16 protein-coding genes and 1 pseudogene are annotated in these 15,475 nt (G+C 59.6%); 3 read left to right on the plus strand and 14 right to left on the minus strand.

The window, feature by feature from the left end:
* Position 1: 1 nt before the first annotated feature.
* The 3 genes from BLQ92_RS19085 to BLQ92_RS19095 form a co-directional block, all read right to left on the minus strand.
* A complete protein-coding gene (locus BLQ92_RS19085; protein WP_090686099.1) occupies positions 2-766 on the minus strand; it encodes an SDR family NAD(P)-dependent oxidoreductase in 765 nt (254 codons plus the stop codon).
* Between the two features lie 55 nt (positions 767-821).
* On the minus strand, positions 822-1,829 hold the full coding sequence (locus tag BLQ92_RS19090; RefSeq protein WP_090686100.1) for an aldo/keto reductase: 1,008 nt from the start codon (positions 1,827-1,829) through the stop codon (positions 822-824).
* A gap of 129 nt (positions 1,830-1,958) precedes the next feature.
* Positions 1,959-2,867 (minus strand): LysR family transcriptional regulator, encoded by a 909-nt coding sequence (locus BLQ92_RS19095; protein WP_090686101.1) that lies wholly within the window; start codon positions 2,865-2,867, stop codon positions 1,959-1,961.
* A gap of 107 nt (positions 2,868-2,974) precedes the next feature.
* On the opposite strand from BLQ92_RS19095, the gene BLQ92_RS19100 reads away from it, so the two are divergent.
* On the plus strand, positions 2,975-3,772 hold the full coding sequence (locus tag BLQ92_RS19100) for a carboxymuconolactone decarboxylase family protein (protein WP_090686102.1): 798 nt from the start codon (positions 2,975-2,977) through the stop codon (positions 3,770-3,772).
* Positions 3,773-4,319: 547 nt separating this feature from the next.
* On the opposite strand, the gene BLQ92_RS19110 is transcribed toward BLQ92_RS19100, so the two are convergent.
* The 3 genes from BLQ92_RS19110 to BLQ92_RS19120 form a co-directional block, all read right to left on the minus strand.
* The gene (locus BLQ92_RS19110; protein ID WP_090686104.1) at positions 4,320-4,775 is read right to left on the minus strand and encodes a GNAT family N-acetyltransferase; all 456 of its coding nucleotides are present in this window, start codon (positions 4,773-4,775) and stop codon (positions 4,320-4,322) included.
* 126 nt (positions 4,776-4,901) lie between these two features.
* Complete coding sequence (locus BLQ92_RS19115; RefSeq protein ID WP_090686105.1) at positions 4,902-5,279, minus strand: VOC family protein; 378 nt, start codon at positions 5,277-5,279, stop codon at positions 4,902-4,904.
* A gap of 135 nt (positions 5,280-5,414) precedes the next feature.
* Positions 5,415-6,314 carry a LysR family transcriptional regulator gene (locus tag BLQ92_RS19120; protein ID WP_090686295.1) on the minus strand — a complete coding sequence of 300 codons (900 nt, stop codon included), beginning with the start codon at positions 6,312-6,314 and terminating at the stop codon, positions 5,415-5,417.
* Between the two features lie 130 nt (positions 6,315-6,444).
* On the opposite strand from BLQ92_RS19120, the gene BLQ92_RS19125 reads away from it, so the two are divergent.
* Complete coding sequence (locus BLQ92_RS19125) at positions 6,445-7,074, plus strand: GNAT family N-acetyltransferase (RefSeq protein WP_090686106.1); 630 nt, start codon at positions 6,445-6,447, stop codon at positions 7,072-7,074.
* Here BLQ92_RS19125 and BLQ92_RS19130 read toward each other — a convergent pair.
* The 5 genes from BLQ92_RS19130 to BLQ92_RS19150 all read right to left on the minus strand — a co-directional run bounded on the left by BLQ92_RS19130 (position 7,064) and on the right by BLQ92_RS19150 (position 12,480).
* The gene (locus tag BLQ92_RS19130) at positions 7,064-8,098 is read right to left on the minus strand and encodes an NAD(P)-dependent alcohol dehydrogenase (protein ID WP_090686107.1); all 1,035 of its coding nucleotides are present in this window, start codon (positions 8,096-8,098) and stop codon (positions 7,064-7,066) included. The two genes, BLQ92_RS19125 and BLQ92_RS19130, sit on opposite strands and share 11 nt — an antisense overlap.
* Before the next feature lie 100 nt (positions 8,099-8,198).
* On the minus strand, positions 8,199-9,185 hold the full coding sequence (locus tag BLQ92_RS19135) for a sugar-binding transcriptional regulator (protein WP_244896660.1): 987 nt from the start codon (positions 9,183-9,185) through the stop codon (positions 8,199-8,201).
* Between the two features lie 55 nt (positions 9,186-9,240).
* On the minus strand, positions 9,241-10,101 hold the full coding sequence (locus BLQ92_RS19140; protein ID WP_090686108.1) for a carbohydrate ABC transporter permease: 861 nt from the start codon (positions 10,099-10,101) through the stop codon (positions 9,241-9,243).
* A 20-nt stretch (positions 10,102-10,121) separates the two neighbouring features.
* Complete coding sequence (locus BLQ92_RS19145) at positions 10,122-11,060, minus strand: carbohydrate ABC transporter permease (protein ID WP_175772527.1); 939 nt, start codon at positions 11,058-11,060, stop codon at positions 10,122-10,124.
* A gap of 70 nt (positions 11,061-11,130) precedes the next feature.
* Complete coding sequence (locus tag BLQ92_RS19150) at positions 11,131-12,480, minus strand: ABC transporter substrate-binding protein (RefSeq protein ID WP_090686109.1); 1,350 nt, start codon at positions 12,478-12,480, stop codon at positions 11,131-11,133.
* Between the two features lie 245 nt (positions 12,481-12,725).
* Here BLQ92_RS19150 and BLQ92_RS19155 point away from each other — a divergent pair, with 245 nt between their 5' ends.
* Positions 12,726-13,856 (plus strand): ABC transporter ATP-binding protein, encoded by a 1,131-nt coding sequence (locus BLQ92_RS19155; RefSeq protein WP_090686110.1) that lies wholly within the window; start codon positions 12,726-12,728, stop codon positions 13,854-13,856.
* A 415-nt stretch (positions 13,857-14,271) separates the two neighbouring features.
* Here BLQ92_RS19155 and BLQ92_RS41420 read toward each other — a convergent pair.
* The 3 genes and pseudogenes from BLQ92_RS41420 to BLQ92_RS19170 form a co-directional block, all read right to left on the minus strand.
* A pseudogene (locus tag BLQ92_RS41420) lies at positions 14,272-14,397 on the minus strand (AraC family transcriptional regulator); the annotation flags it as partial.
* A gap of 98 nt (positions 14,398-14,495) precedes the next feature.
* A complete protein-coding gene (locus BLQ92_RS39465) occupies positions 14,496-14,741 on the minus strand; it encodes an HAD family hydrolase (protein ID WP_244896661.1) in 246 nt (81 codons plus the stop codon).
* Between the two features lie 79 nt (positions 14,742-14,820).
* Positions 14,821-15,435, minus strand: a complete 615-nt coding sequence (locus BLQ92_RS19170; RefSeq protein ID WP_090686113.1) for an HAD family hydrolase — start codon at positions 15,433-15,435, stop codon at positions 14,821-14,823.
* Between the last annotated feature and the right edge of the window lie 40 nt (positions 15,436-15,475).

Here is a 15,475-nt window from a genome sequence, read left to right on the forward strand (position 1 = left end):
CTTAGCGCATGACGAAACCACCGTCCACCGAGATCGACTGACCGGTCACGTAGCTTGCCGCGTCGCTACACAACCAAAGAACGGCATCGGCGATCTCTTCCGGTCTTCCATGCCGGCCCATCGGAATAACCTTCAGCATCGCGTCGAGTGCTTCGGCCTGGCCAGAGGCTGCCATCTTCTCGGCCATCGGTGTCCAGATGAGACCAGGGCAGATGGCGTTCACCCGAATGCCTCGCGCAGCATATTCGAGGGCCGCGCTCTTGGTCAGCCCAAGTACGCCGTGTTTTGCAGCGTGGTAGGTCGCGCGCTCGGCGCCGCCAACGAGACCGCCAAGTGACGAGCAATTGACGATCGCGCCACTCCCCTGTTTTCGCATCTGCTGCAACTCGAACTTCATGCAGCTCCAGACACCGCCCAGGTTGATCGACATGACCCGATCGTAATCCTCCCTCGGAGAATCAGCCGTCTCGGCCAGGACGTTTTGAACGCCAGCGTTGTTATAGGCGACATCCAGCTTTCCAAAGGCCTCCACAGCCTGCGCAACCATCGCCTCTACCTGGGCATCGTCAGCTACGTCGCAACGGACGGCGAGCACGGTGTGACCTTGGGTCTTCAATTCGTCTGCAGCAGTTTGCACGGACTTCTCATCCCAATCCGCCAGCACAACTGAAGCACCCGATGCAGCAAAAGCCTTGGCTGCCGCCAGGCCGAGCCCGGACGCCGCACCGGTCACGAGTGCGACTTTGTTCTCAAAAGATATATTCATAACGCGTTGCCTTCATCCAGAATGCCGCAGTGGTTTTTGCCGCTCATGTTGCCGATCACACGATGACGCGGCGGCCTTCGACCGGATAGTTGGGGTCCGTGTAGCCCGGCGTCGATGCGTGGCCGGGGGGAACCAGACTGTCCACGAACTTTTCGTCGTCCGGTCCCAATTGCACATTGAGCGCTTCGATGTAGCTATCCCAGTGCGCTTCCGTACGCGGGCCTGCAATGGCGGAGCTCACCAGTTTGTTCTTGAGCACCCAGGCTATCGCGAAGGCAATCGAAGTCGTACCGCGTTCAGCGGCGTGAGCCGCGAGCTTTTGCGCGATGGCCAGGGATTCGGGACGCCACTCGGTCTGCTGGATCCGTTTGTCGCCGCGTCCCGCGCGGGAGTCCGCCGGCGGTGCGCCGTCGAGAGCATATTTGCCGGTCAACACGCCGCGCGCAAGCGGGCTGTAGGGAACGACGCCGATTCCGTAGTGCCCTGCTGCGGGCAACAGTTCGACCTCTGCGGTACGGTCAACCATGTTGTACACAGGCTCGATCGCGACGGGGCGATCCATGCCGAGCTGATCGGCCAGACGCACGATTTCTGCAATGCGCCAGCCGCGGAAGTTGGACAGGCCGAAGTATCGGACCTTGCCCTGACGGATCAGATCGCCAATCGCACGCACACCTTCCTCGAGGGGCGCATCGACGAGCGCCCGATGAAAATAGAGAACGTCGATATAGTCAGTGCCGAGGCGCTTCAGACTGGCTTCGACCGACTGGAAGATCCATTTGCGCGATTGCCCCTGTTCATTCGGGCCTGGCGTGCTCGGGTAGCCGAACTTCGTCGCAACCACCCAGCTATCACGCCGCTCGGCGATCGCGCGGCCAACGATTTCCTCGGAGCGTCCAGCGTGATAAACGTCGGCGGTATCGAGGAAGTTCACACCCTGATCGAATGCCTTGTCGAGAATTCGCTTCGAGGTAGCCTCGTCCGTTTCGCCGCCGAACATCATGGCGCCCAGACATAGGGGCGAAACCTTGAGGGCGCTACGACCCAGATATCGATAGTCCATCAATCTTCTCCGTGCAGACGGTGCCTGCGGTTGCTAACGAGAAGTTTGATGATAGGCAGCCAGGGTCTATCGATAAAGCCCTATAAACAGCAAACCGTTATGAGCCACACTCATGAATAGGTGACGGCTTCACCGCCTCTGGTCTTCTGCACGATAACGGATTGCGTCGATCACGATGGTCATCGCGCGTGACGATTCCCGACGACTGGCGTAATAGGCATGCAAGCCCTGGAAGGTGGGACACCAATCTTCCAGCACCCAGACAAGGCGGCCGGCTGCGACATGTGTCTGCACCAGATCTGCCGGCACGTATGCCAGACCGTAGCCGGATAAGGCCGCCTCCAGCATCTGATAGGTCCCGTTGAAGGCGAACTGGCCCTCCACTCTCACCTGGACTTCCCGATTGCCCTTTTTCAGTTCCCACGGATAAAAGCCGCCAAGGGTCGGCAAACGAAGATTGATGCAGTTGTGCGTGGTCAGATCTTGCGGAGTCTTTGGCAATGCCCGCTTCTCCAGATACGCCGGAGAGCCAACGATCGCCATGCGCAAATCGGGCGCGATGCGCACCGCGATCATGTCTTTGGCAACCTGATCGCCGTTGCGAACACCTATGTCGTAGCGATCGGCCACGATATCGGAGAGACCGTAGTCCGTGATGATTTCGACCTTGATTTCCGGGTACTTGCGCAGGACCTTCGACAGTCTGGGCCACAACACTGTCTTGGTCGCGTAGTCGGTCGCGGTGATGCGAATGGTCCCGGCTGGTTTGTCACGAAACTCGGTCACGGCGGCCAGTTCGGCTTCGATCTCCTCAAAGCGGGGCGCGACGGTCTGCAGCAGACGCTCGCCCGCTTCAGTCGGCGAGACGCTGCGCGTGGTGCGGGTCAAAAGGCGCAGTCCGAGTCGGGTTTCGAGCGCACGAATCGTGTGACTCAACGCAGATTGCGACACGCCAAGTTGTGCCGCAGCACGGGTAAAACTGCGCTCGCGCGCGACGGCTATGAAGGCAAGCAGGTCGTTGTAGTTCTCGCGGGGCATTGATGAATCCATTTCATAGGTGTTTGCTGATTTTAGTACCTAGTCGCGCACGCGCGTGAAGGTTAATTTTGTCAATGTCGCGAACCGTCCGCTTAGGGAAATGCCCCATGAAATTCATCGCCGTAGCGATGGCCGTGCTCTCCCTCGGCTTCGCGGCCTGCTCGCCAATCGAAAGGAAAACAGATATGGAAAGTTCAAACGCCCGCCCTCCCGCCAGCACGCATGAAGCCATACGCGCGGTCTCGCCCGCCCTTGAACGGTATACGACCAACGTGGTGCTGGGCGATTTGTGGAAGCGCCCCCAACTGTCCGCACGAGACCGCAGCATTGTGACGCTCTCGGTTTTGATTGCGCGCAATCAGAGCGCGGAGATGCCCTATTACGTGGACCTAGCCCTCGACAGCGGTCTGAAACCCGGCGAAATTTCGGAGATCATCACGCATCTGGCGTTCTATTCCGGCTGGGCCAATGCCGCGTCGGCCGCTATGGTTACCAGCGCGGTTTTCGAAAAGCGCGGCATCAACGCCGGGCAGTTGCCACCAGCGTCCGGCGAGCGTCTCCCTCTCGACGAGGCCGCGGAAGCTCAGCGTGACGCCGCAGTCGAGCAGAACTTCGGCGCTGTGGCGCCCGGGGTGGTCCAATTCACAAGGGATACGCTTTTCCGCGACCTCTGGCTGCGGCCAGGTCTCGCTCCGCGTGATCGGAGTCTCGTGACGGTCAGCGCGCTGGTGGCCACCGGACAAGTCGCGCAACTGACTTATCACCTGAACCGGGCGATGGATAACGTGCTGACGAAGGCGCAGGCTTCGGAAGTAATGACCCAACTCGCGTTTTACGCGGGCTGGCCAAATGTCTTTACGGCGCTCCCCGTCGTTAAAGATGTGCTCGAGAAGCGCCCTAATTGAACACCGCTCGCCTCGATCCATCCATGCGATGTTCATGAGCCGCGCTTTTCGTGCGGAGTCCGCATGACTTCCGCATAACTGGATGGGCTTTGCAGGCCGTGCGATACGGCAACTGCATTGCCTCGCTTGCAGTCTTACGTTCCGTGCGCTTTCATGTCACCGGCGACAGGTTTGCCGCCCCAGTCGGCTCGCGATAACCCCGATCGACCGAGCACCCCCCGGCCCAAAAGGATGCCCGGTCGTTCGATCAAAGCGAAGGTTAGAGACGAGACGCCAGTGACCATCAGAGCAGTCACTAACACCACCGCCCAATATTGCGTGATCGAGCCGAATGCGAATTCCCGCAACGTGGCGCTTGAAAATGCCATATGCAAGCATATGCCATGAACCAGGTAGATACTGTAGCTAATCGCTCCCAGCCGCTGCGCAGCCCGGGTTTTCAAAAGTCCAAATATATCGCAGCCACTCGCGATAGCCATCGTAATAAATTAGAAATATTCAGCGTAATATGATTGTTCGCTGGCCAGTGCTTGAACTGACCGGGAGTTCAGGCTGTGATGTGTTTCTGCATGAATACACTCAGTGGGTCGTTTGTGTAATCGCTAAACGGTCCCCGGCGCTCATAGCCGGCTGCGGCATACAAAGCCAGCGCCTCGTGCTGATACGGTCCGGTTTCGAGCTTGAACAACTTACAGCCAGCGCTTATTGCCCGTGACTCGAGCAGAGCCAGGAGCTTCCTGGCGACACCCTGCCCTCGGCCACGAGGACTGACATACATACGTTTGAGTTCGCCAAACTCAGGGCAGAGGACGATCGCCCCACAGCCGATTGCCTCACCCGTACTATCCCTCGCAACGGCAAACAGGACATTGGGTTGCTTCAACGACGCCAGATCAAGGATGTGCCGGCTCTCTGGTGGGTACAGGCTGTCCTGATAGGCGTCCAGCTCAGCAATGAGGCCGATCACGTCCGGCTGATCGGGTGATTCGAAGGCGATCGTCATGGCTGAAGAAGTGGGGCGAAAGGAAAATTAAAGTACCGGCCGACGAAACAACGACCAATCAGGTCCGCTCAGCGTTTGACATGCGAGGCGGCCTGGCCTGGCGAGCGAGGCCGCTCGACGGAAGGGTCAGGCCTCGGGTTGGTGGCAAACCACTTCGATGTTGTGCCCGTCCGGACCAATGACAAAGGCTGCATAGTAGTTCGCGTGGTAGTTCGGACGCAGACCAGGCGCGCCATTGTCTTTGCCACCCGCCTCCACGGCCGCGCGATAGAAAGCATCGACTTGCTGGCGAGTCTCGGCCGTGAACGCCAGGTGGAGATGTGCCGGCTTCTCCTCGGTCGGGTACAGGCACAATGAAGCCTTACCCTGTGGGCTAAGCTCGACACCGTACGCCGGCGCCGGCCTCTCGGCGACGACAGCTACGCCGATCGGTTCGAGTGCCTTGAGGAAGAACGTTTTGCTCGCTGCATAGTCGCTGACTCCGAATTTGACGTGGTCGAACATGAACTCCCCTCGAGTGTGTGGGCCTACGCAAGGCCCGGAGTGATTTGGCGATCAGCGCGATGTTGCCACACGTAGCCACAAGTCGCCACCGGTGGCAGTCGGGGTGCGACATCCGCACCGTTACCTCCTTGAAGCTCAAAGACCACCGGCGGTTTCAGACAGATTCCGGAACGACTTGAGGATCTCGGCAAGGCCGCCATTCAGCCGTTTGTCGCGCCTGACTACCGCCACCAACCTGCGATGAAGACGCGGAGACAAGGATCTAACCACCGTCCGGCCACCCGAGGCCATATTGCGGACGGCTAGCTCAGGAAGGATCGCACAGCCGAGGCCGACACCGACCATCGCCTTGGTTGCCTCCACGCTTCCCAGCGACATCACCGGTTTGAGTTTCGTCCCGCTCCTCGCAAACCATTCATCGGTGACACGGCGGGTATTGCCGCCGGGTTCGAACACGATGACAGGCCGGGTCGAAAGCGCAGCGGCTGTGATGCGGCTGGGCAGTTGCATGGCTGCTGGGGCAACAAGCACAAACTCATCATCCATGACCGGCGTAATGTACAGGCTGCGGCTCGCTACGGGCATCGTGACCAGCCCGACGTCGAGGGTATTGTCCTCGACCGCTTTGACGATTTCCGTGGTATTGCCCGTCGTTACCGTGATTTCGAGGTTGGCAAATCGTTGGCGCAGATTGGTCAGGATGGGCGGAAGCAAAAAGATGCAGGCAGTAGCACCAGTGCCGATGCGCATCCGCCCCATGCCTTCTGCCGCGTGACGGGACACGGCGGTCATTGCCGACGTGACGGCGGCGTCAATCCCGGCAGCGTGTGTCAGCAGCTCCTCGCCCGCCACGGTTGCCCTGGCGACGCGACCGACGCGCTCGATCAAGACGGCGCCGAGGCTTTTCTCGAGCTGGCGAATCTGCAGGCTCACTGCCGGCTGGGTGAGCCGCAGAGAATCGGCCGCAGCAGAAAAACTGCCGTGTTCGACCACGGCAACGAAGGTCTTCAGGTAGTCGAGATTCAGGCTCTTCATGCCAAAGAATTCCTTATCGATTGCATAAGATACCAAATCTTCCTTTATATATGTGATCGGTGCATCATGCATCTCAGATGCCGGGGGAGTGGGCCGCCCTTGGCGTATCTCCAACATCCCGGTCCAGGATATGAGGCAAGCGGTGGAATCAATGGTTGATAGTGGGATTCGGGTTCGCGATGCGGTGACGGCCGACATGACGGCGGTTCAGGCCATCTATGCGTACCACGTGTTGAATGGCAGCGCCTCGTTCGAAGAAACACCGCCCTCTCCTGACGATATGTCAGGGCGCCGCGACACGGTATTGAAGGCTGGGCTTCCATACCTGGTCGCAGAGATGCAGGGTCGCGTGGTTGGCTATGCGTACGCGACGGCCTATCGGCCGCGTCCGGCATACCGCTACACAATCGAGGATTCGATCTACGTAGAGCATGGCCTCAACGGTCATGGAATCGGACGAGCGCTGCTCACGGAACTGATCAACCGGTGCGAGCAAGGGCCATGGCGGCAGATGCTCGCCGTGATAGGCAATAGCGGCAATAAGGGGTCGATTGCGCTGCATGAGAGTCTCGGATTCCGCACGATCGGAACGCTCGCGTCCGTCGGTTTCAAGTTCGGCCAATGGGTGGACACGGTGCTGATGCAGCGGGAACTGGGCAGCGGTTCTGCGAGCATGCCATCCGTTACATGTGCGCCACGCATGATGCAACCGACTGGGGACCCGACCACCTCACCTGAATCTGTACGCATCACTCCATGACGATCTGGACCTTCACGTCCGTCGGCTTGCCGCTGGCTGCTTCTTCGAAGGCCCGAATGCCGTCCGCAAACGCAAACGAGCGCGAGATAAACGGCTTGATATCGAGCCGGCCCGAGGCGATAAGCTGGATCGCCCGCGGGAACATATTGGCGTAGCGGAACACCGATTCGATCCGCACTTCCTTGATCTGCAGCGCGACAATATCGAGCGGCACCGCGTGTTGCGGCATGCCGACCAGCACGAGGCAGCCACCGGGACACAGCAGGTCGACGATGCCGTCGAAGGCCTTTTCGTTCCCGCTCGCCTCGAACACAACGTTGGCGCCCCACCCATCGGTGAGTTCGGCGACCACGTCCTTCGGTTTCCGGTCACGGATATTGACCGCGGTCACACCCTGCACGTTGCCGATCAGCTCGAGTTTCTCCGGCACCAGATCGCACACGATCGCGCGGCTGCAACCGCCGGCGAGCGCCGCGAGAGCGCACATCATGCCGATCGTCCCCGCACCCAGAATAACGGCCACATCCCCCGGCTTGATCTTCGCCTTGGTTGCCGCCTGCATGCCAATCGCCAACGGCTCGACAATCGCGCCTTCCGCGAAACTGACATTGTCCGGCAGCTTGAACGTGAACGCGGCAGGATGCACGACGAACGGCGTGAGGCACCCATGCACGGGCGGCGTCGCCCAGAACCGCACGCTCGGATCGAGGTTATACATGCCCTCACGCGAGGCCCGTGATGCCATGTCCGGCACGCCGGGTTCCATGCAGACACGATCGCCGACCTTCAGATGCGTCACCTCATCGCCAATCTGGATCACCGTGCCGGCCGCTTCGTGACCGAGCACCATCGGTTCATTGACGACGAAAGGCCCGATGCGGCCGTGCTGATAATAATGAATGTCGCTGCCGCAAATGCCCACCGTATTGATGCGAATCCGCACATCGCGCGGACCCACGACTTGCGGCAAGGTGAACGGGCGCAAGCTAATGCGGCGCGCCTCTTCGAGAACCAGTGCTTCCATGATTGAAGCCCTCTGCTATGGGATAAACGAAAATGAACTCAGCCGGCCTCGCGGCAGTCGTTTACTTCTACTGCAAGGCTTACGCCGTTGACTATGCCTGTCAAGCTTCGTCGCACAGACGCTGAGCAGTCTCCTCGTCGGTCACCAACACCGACGGATAGCGGCCGCGCAATGCAGCCCGCGTCACGGCAAACTTTTTCGCGCCGCCGCTCACCAGAATCACGCGCTGGATCTTGCGCAGATCCTCGAGCGAGATCGCGACTGTGCGACGGTTCAGCGGATGGTCGATCGCCTCGCCATCGGCATCCATGAAATGACCGAGCATGTCGCCCACCGCCCCCGCTTTTTGCAGCGCCCTCACCTGCTCGGGATCGTTGATGCCGTAGGTCACTACCAGAGACTCAGTGAGGTCGCCGCAGGTCAGTAGAACCAGATCCGACTGGCGCGCCCGTTCATAAGTCTCGCGCACGGCATCTTCCTTTAGCAGGACGTCGCGCACCGCCTGACTGCTCACGTAGATCGGCGCGGGGAACAGGAAACCGTCTGCCTGACACAGGTTTGCAAAGTCGGACACGATGTCGAACGTGTTAATGCTCGGGCAATGCGACAGGCCGCCTTGCAACGACACCGCCGAGATTCCCCCGTAAGTGCGTTGCGGCAATGCGCGCAGCACCGCGCGAATCGTACGGCCCCAACCGAGGCCGACGGTCTGCCCCGCCTCGATCTGCCCACTCAGGTAATTCGCCGCGCCTATGCCGAGTGCGGCCATGTTGGCCTCCGTGTCGGCGCCCGATGGCACCACAACCGCGGCCTCGAGCCCGAAACGCTTGACCAGCATCTCTTCGAGCGCCACACAAGGCGCAAGACGGCTATTGATGGTGATCTGCACCATCCCCGATTCGCGGCTCGCGGCGAGCAGCCGGTTCACCCGCACCCGATTGCTGCCAATCAACTGCGCAATCTCCTGTTGCGTAAGATTGCCGACGTAGTAATGCCACGCGACGCGCGCCTGCAACTCCTCTTCGATATCTACAGAGGATTCGGTCTGCGACGTCACTGCGGGTGGCATGGATTTATTCATGAGCATGATGGGTTTCGATTGGCACAACAGGATAGTAATTCACCGTGCCGCACGCGGTGCATCATTTCACCGCGCCCATCGTGAGTCCCTGCACGAGCCGACCCGATACCGCCAGCGCGAACACCACCATCGGCAGCACGATCAGCGTACCGGTGGCCATGATTTCGCCCCACGGCAACTCGTAGCCGCTCATATAACTGGTCGCGGCAACCGGTGATGTGATGGCGTCGGTGCGCGTGAGCACCAGCGCATAGAGCAGATCGTTCCACGAAAAGATGAACGCGAAGATCGCGGATACGACGATGCCCGGCATCGCCAGCGGCAAATTGATCCGCCAGAACACGCGCCACGCGGAAGCCCCGTCCAGACGCGCCGCTTCATCGATTTCGACCGGAATATTGCGGAACTGATCGGTGCAGATCCATACGACGATGGGGAGCGAGAACGTCAGATAAAGCAGGATCAGGACGATATGCGTATCGACCAGGTCGAGCTTCGTCGCAATCAGGAAAAACGGCACGGCGAGCACCACCGGGCTCACCATCCGGTTCGAGATGAACCAGAACCACAGGTCTTCCTTGCCGCGAAATTCGAAGCGTGCGAGCGCGTAGGCTGCCGGCGTGCCGAGCAGGATCGCCAGGAACGTCGTGCTGCTCGCCACAATCAGCGAGTTCAACAGGCTGTGTGCGACGTCGTGCTCGAACAGCGCGTCGATGTAGTGCGCGAGCGTCGGCTTGAACAACCACACCGGCGGCATGGCAAGCGCGTCGGCCTGGCTCTTCAGGCTGGTCGTCACCATCCAGTAGAACGGAAACACCGAGGTGAGAAACACGATCAGCAAGCCGATTGCGTGCCACACCGTCGCGCGGCGCCGCGCATTCTTCGCACGGCGTGCACGCGGCGATAGCGGCAAAACTTGCATGCTGGTATCCGTTGATGTGCTCACACCGCCTCCCGATAAACGAAACGAATATAGAGCCGCGACAACACGATCGTCAGGATCAGCAGCAGCACCGCCTGGGCCGACGCCATACCCTGATCGAACAGGCGGAACGCGATGCGCTGGATATAGATGCTGATGAACTCGGTCGCCGTGCCGGGACCGCCGCGCGTCATCGTAAATACGGCGTCGAACATCTTGAGCATATCGGCGGAACGCAGAATCAGGATCGCGGTGAGTCCCGGCAACAGATAGGGACGCTGCAAATGCCAGAGGATCTTGCTCCACTTCGGTGTCTCGAGCCGGGCCGCTTCTTCGGCCTCCTTCGGCACCATCGCAAGACCCGCGAGCAGGATCAGCGCGCAGAACGGCGTCCATTGCCAGATGTCCATGATCATCACGGACACGACAGCGAGCGTGGGATCGGCAAGCCAGTCGAGCGGCGGAATACCGAAGAAACCGAGCAAGTAGTTGACCACGCCGAACTGGCGGTTAAAGATCAGACGCCCGATCAGACCGACCACCGCGTAGGTGGTCGCCATCGGAATCACCAGACCGACACGCGCCGCCACCCGCAGCCACGGCAGCGCCGTGCGGTGCAGCATCAATGCCGCAAATAGCCCCAAGGCAATTTCGATCGGCAAGGTCAGGCAGAGAAACAACACGGTACGACCGAGCGCTCCCCAGAACGACGGATCGGAGAGCGTGGCGATGTAGTTATCGAGTCCGACAAATGGCGTGCCGGCAGCGACATCCGCAAGCTTGTACAGATGAAACGAGTTGTAGAGCGCGAGCAGCAGCGGGTAGATGCCGATGATCGCCAGCGCCGCGACGGCGGGGAAGAGAAACCAGAACGCCGGCGAGCGCGGCATGAAGCGAAAGCGCGCAGGCTGGCGCCGGCGCATGGCGCTGCTCGCTGGTGGTACCGTGGTCTTCAGCATCGATCGTCTCCGCGGGTTGGCATGCTCGAGCGGGCGAGGCGGCACATCTGGCGCCTCGCCCGCACCGGTCTTACTTCAGCAAGGGCTTCTTGCCGTCGTAATAGCCCGCTTTCTGCAGGATTTCTTCGGTCTTGGTGCCGATGGTCTGCGCCCCGTCCTTGACCGAAACCTGTCCGAGCATGATCTTGCTGCCCCACTCGCCAATCACTTCAGACACGGCAGGCCATTCCGGGAAGCGAGGCCGATAGTCGGGCACGCCGCCCTGCCACGATTCCACCATCGGCTTCACAAACGGATACTTGCTCTGTACCGCCGGATCCTTGTAGACGGACATGCGGCCGCTCACACCGCCTGCATCCAGATAAGGCTTGGCCATTTGTTCCGAAGTGATCCACTGGATAAAGAGCCACGCCGCCGCCTGTTTCTTCGCATTCGACTTGGCGTTCACCGCCAGCGAAAAACCGCCCAGCGCGGGCTTGAGTCCGGCAGGTCCCCTGGGTTCGGTCGTAATGGCAAGACAGCTGCCGATTTTCGACTTGCTCGGATCGGTCAAGGTTGGATAAAACGCCGACCACTCGGTGATCATGGCGACCTGCCCTTGGGCAAGCGCATTCACGGACTCGGCATGGTCATAGTCGACGATGCCCGGCGGCATGTACTTCATCAGCTTCTGCCGATATTCGAGCCCAGCCCGCGATTGCGGCGACATGAGATTCGACCTGAACTTCGCATCGAGCAGCGAGCCGCCGTTGGGCCACAGCATGCGCATGAAGCTATCGGCCGATTGTGTTTCGCCACGGCGCGATTGCAGCGCGAACGCATACTGGTTCTTGTCCGGCTTCGTGAGCTTCGGCGCGTAGACGTTGAGCAACTCGTCCCAGGTCTTCGGCGGTTCGTCAAAACCGGCGTCCTTCAACATGCACTTGTTGTAGAACATCAAGCCTGAATAGTTATCGAACGGAAGACCGTAGGTGGTCTTGTCCCACGTGCCAAACGAGTCGAGCAGGATCGGGAAAAAGTCTCCCAGATTGAGATTGGGGTCGGCCAGTTTGGGGTTGTCAGTGAAGGTCTTGATGGGAACCAGCCACTTGTTGCTCGCAAACTCGCCGATCCACACCACGTCTACCAACACGACGTCCTGATCGCCACCGCCCACGAAGTTGAGCACTTCTTTTTCACGGGTGTTCTCGTAGGGGACCACCTCCGTGTGCACCTTGATGCCGGTCTCTTTCTCGAACTGAGGAATCAGCTTCGACGCCGCCTTGTAGCCCGGCCGGTCGAGAAAAATGGCACTGATGGTGGTGCCCGAATACGGCGCCGCGGCCTCCTTCAGTGTCCAGGCGGACGCGTTAGATGCGGCCAGGAACGACGCTGTGACGCTCAGCAGCGCGAACGCCGCCTGCACGTGATGCTTCTTCATGCCTGTCTCCAATCCCATGCAACAGGGTTGTTGGGTAGTTCTTGTTAAAGGGACCCTTGCTGGGCGGGGTCGGCCTGGTTCGTTTCACTTGTAATTCTGTAATTACAATTGTATATTTGGACCCGAACTGGTTGTCAAGGACAAATTCGACAAGGGGCGCATGCTGCGTTGCAGGACGTAGGCGCACACAAAACCGCTACCTTGGTCGCGCCGTCCCACGGCGCGCGTATCAGACGGAGACAAGCATGAGTGCAGTTCAAGTGCAGCAGATCCGCAAGACATTTGGCGGGACGGAAGTGTTGAAGAGCATCGACATCTCCGTAACCGATCGTGAATTCATGGTGTTCGTCGGACCTTCCGGCTGCGGCAAATCCACGCTGCTTCGCACCATTGCCGGCCTGGAACGCGGCGACTCCGGCCAGATCCTGATTGGCGATGAAGACGTTACCGAGCTCGAACCATCACAACGGGGCGTGGCGATGGTGTTCCAGTCCTATGCGCTGTATCCGCACATGTCGGTCTACGAGAACATTGCGTTCGGACTGCGTATGATCAAGCTGCCCGAGGCGCAAATCAAGGAACGCGTGCAGCGTGCGGCACAGATCCTGCAGATCGAGCAACTGCTCGATCGCAAACCTCGCGCCCTATCCGGCGGGCAACGCCAGCGCGTTGCAATTGGACGATCGATCGTACGCGAGCCTAAGGTGTTTCTGTTTGACGAACCCTTGTCCAATCTCGATGCGGCATTGCGCGTTCAGATGCGACTCGAGTTGATCAAGCTGCATAAGCAACTCAATGCAACCATGATCTATGTTACGCACGACCAAACGGAAGCCATGACCATGGCGGACCGGATTGTCGTGTTGAACAACGGCAAGGTCGAACAGATCGGTTCGCCCCTCGAGCTCTACAGGGCGCCGAAGAATCGCTTCGTTGCGGGGTTTATCGGGTCGCCGAAGATGAACTTCCTCGCCGTGAAGGTACAGCGCGCCGACGCGGCAGGCGTGACGATCGGCTTGCCTGGCGGCACATCTATCACCTTGCCGTTCATCGCAGAGGGGGTGAAAGCAGGCGACGCATTGACCCTTGGCATCCGTCCGGAGCATCTGTCTGAAACGGGCGTTGCAGCGGGTGATCTGCAGGGCAAGCTGTCCGGCAAGGTGATGGTGGTCGAGCATCTCGGCGGCGAGACCTTGCTGCATGTGAATCTGGATGACGGTGTCCTGATTCAGGTCAAAGGCTCGGGGGAATCGACCACGTCCGATGGGCAATCGGTCGATGCCAGTTTCGCGCTGCGTCACGTTCATTTGTTCCGTGAGAGCGGCGAGGCGTTACAGCGCTTTCGGGCGGTGACGCAGGCCGCAGCGACGGCTTGAGGGATGGCGGTATGTTGTAGATTGTCAGGACTCGAAACACAGCTACCTGAAAGCGATATCGTAAGAGCCATCCTTACGACGATAGCCTCGTAGCATGATCGCTCGCATATGGAGAAGCTCGCGCCGTTTCATCGTTTCCATGATTCGGCGTTCAACCCGCCTCGATCCGTCGAGCGCGATCGATGATCGGCTTGTCCACCAGCTTGCCGCCAAAGCCGAAGCGTCGGCCGAGCGCAACGTCTTCCTCGATTAACGCAACGTCATCGATGGCAAGGGTCTCACTCGGAATCGCCTTTCCGTTTATGAGGGCCGAAGCGATCATCATTGCAATCGGCTTCGCACGTTGGACTATCCAGCCGTCACGCAAGCCCTGACCGCGGGAGCCGCGCTGCGCACACATCAGGATGCCGCCCGGAGGCGCCTCCTCGCGCATCCGGTGGTCGGTGGGTGTCGTCGCCAGATATTTTCTGAACAGTTTGGCCAACTGACCGCCGCTGCCGATCCCGTAGCGCCTGGCGATTTTGTCGACCGGCAAGCGTGAACAACCGAGTACGACCAGGTTGATGGAGGCGCTCCGCATTACGGGAGGGTCGTGCTGGAGCATCGCCTGACCCGCAGCGCCGGCGCAAGCAAGCCACTTTAGTTCAGGCGCACTTTCAATTCGTCGGTGAGCGTCGCGATCAGCTTGTCGATATCGTTTTCTTCGTCATCGTGGAAAATGACCTTCATGCCGATGGCACTCGGCGCGATCAGATTGCTCGGCGTGTTATCGATGAAGACGCTCTCGTCGGGTCTTATCCCGCAGTGGGTCAAGGCAGACTCAAACACAGCCGCGCTCTCCTTACGCGACCCAAACACGGCTGACACAATGATTGGATCAAACATCGCATCGAGGCTTTGGGCTTTTCGCAAACAGTCGATGCGATCCTGCTTGTTGTCCGTAATGGTTCACACCGTGACGCGACTACAGCAACTTGCGTCGCTCCAGCTCTCGCGATAGCGACGCGGCACCGGTGAACACGTGCCCTTGAAGCCCCGCACTGATTGCCCCCGTCACGTTTACCTCGAGGTCGTCGATAAACAGGGTTTCGGCCGCGCCAATCCCGATGACGTCAAGGCAGCGAAGATAAACATGAGATGCCGGCTTGGCCGCGCCAAATGAAGCCGATGCGTAGACGTGAGTGCCGAAGAGTTCAGCTACCTCTGGATTGAGATATTGGAGGTTCTCAGTGACCAGCCGACAATTGTTAGTCAAAACGGCAATGCGGTATCGCGCGGACAGCGCTTGTGCCAGCGCGAGCACCTCGAGGTTGGGTGAAATCGATGCCCGGCGAGCCGCAAGCCAATCATCGCGAGTGATGCGGCAACCCAGGAGCTCGCCCATCGCGATCAAATATTCGTCGTCGCTTATCAAGCCGGCGTCTACACGATCTTCTAACCCGGAGGCCCAGATCGTCCGGTGGACAGCTTCGGGCGTTCGGCCCGATAGAACGGAGAGGTGATTGACTCGGGCGGTGCGGTCATAGTGCGAGAGGACATCGTCCATATCGAACAGGACAAGGGATATCAATGCTGTCATTTAGTAGGCTTGTACGCTAGACGCAGAAATTCGACCGCCA

Origin of the sequence: Paraburkholderia phenazinium (genome assembly GCF_900100735.1) — a bacterium.
Lineage (GTDB): Bacteria > Pseudomonadota > Gammaproteobacteria > Burkholderiales > Burkholderiaceae > Paraburkholderia > Paraburkholderia phenazinia.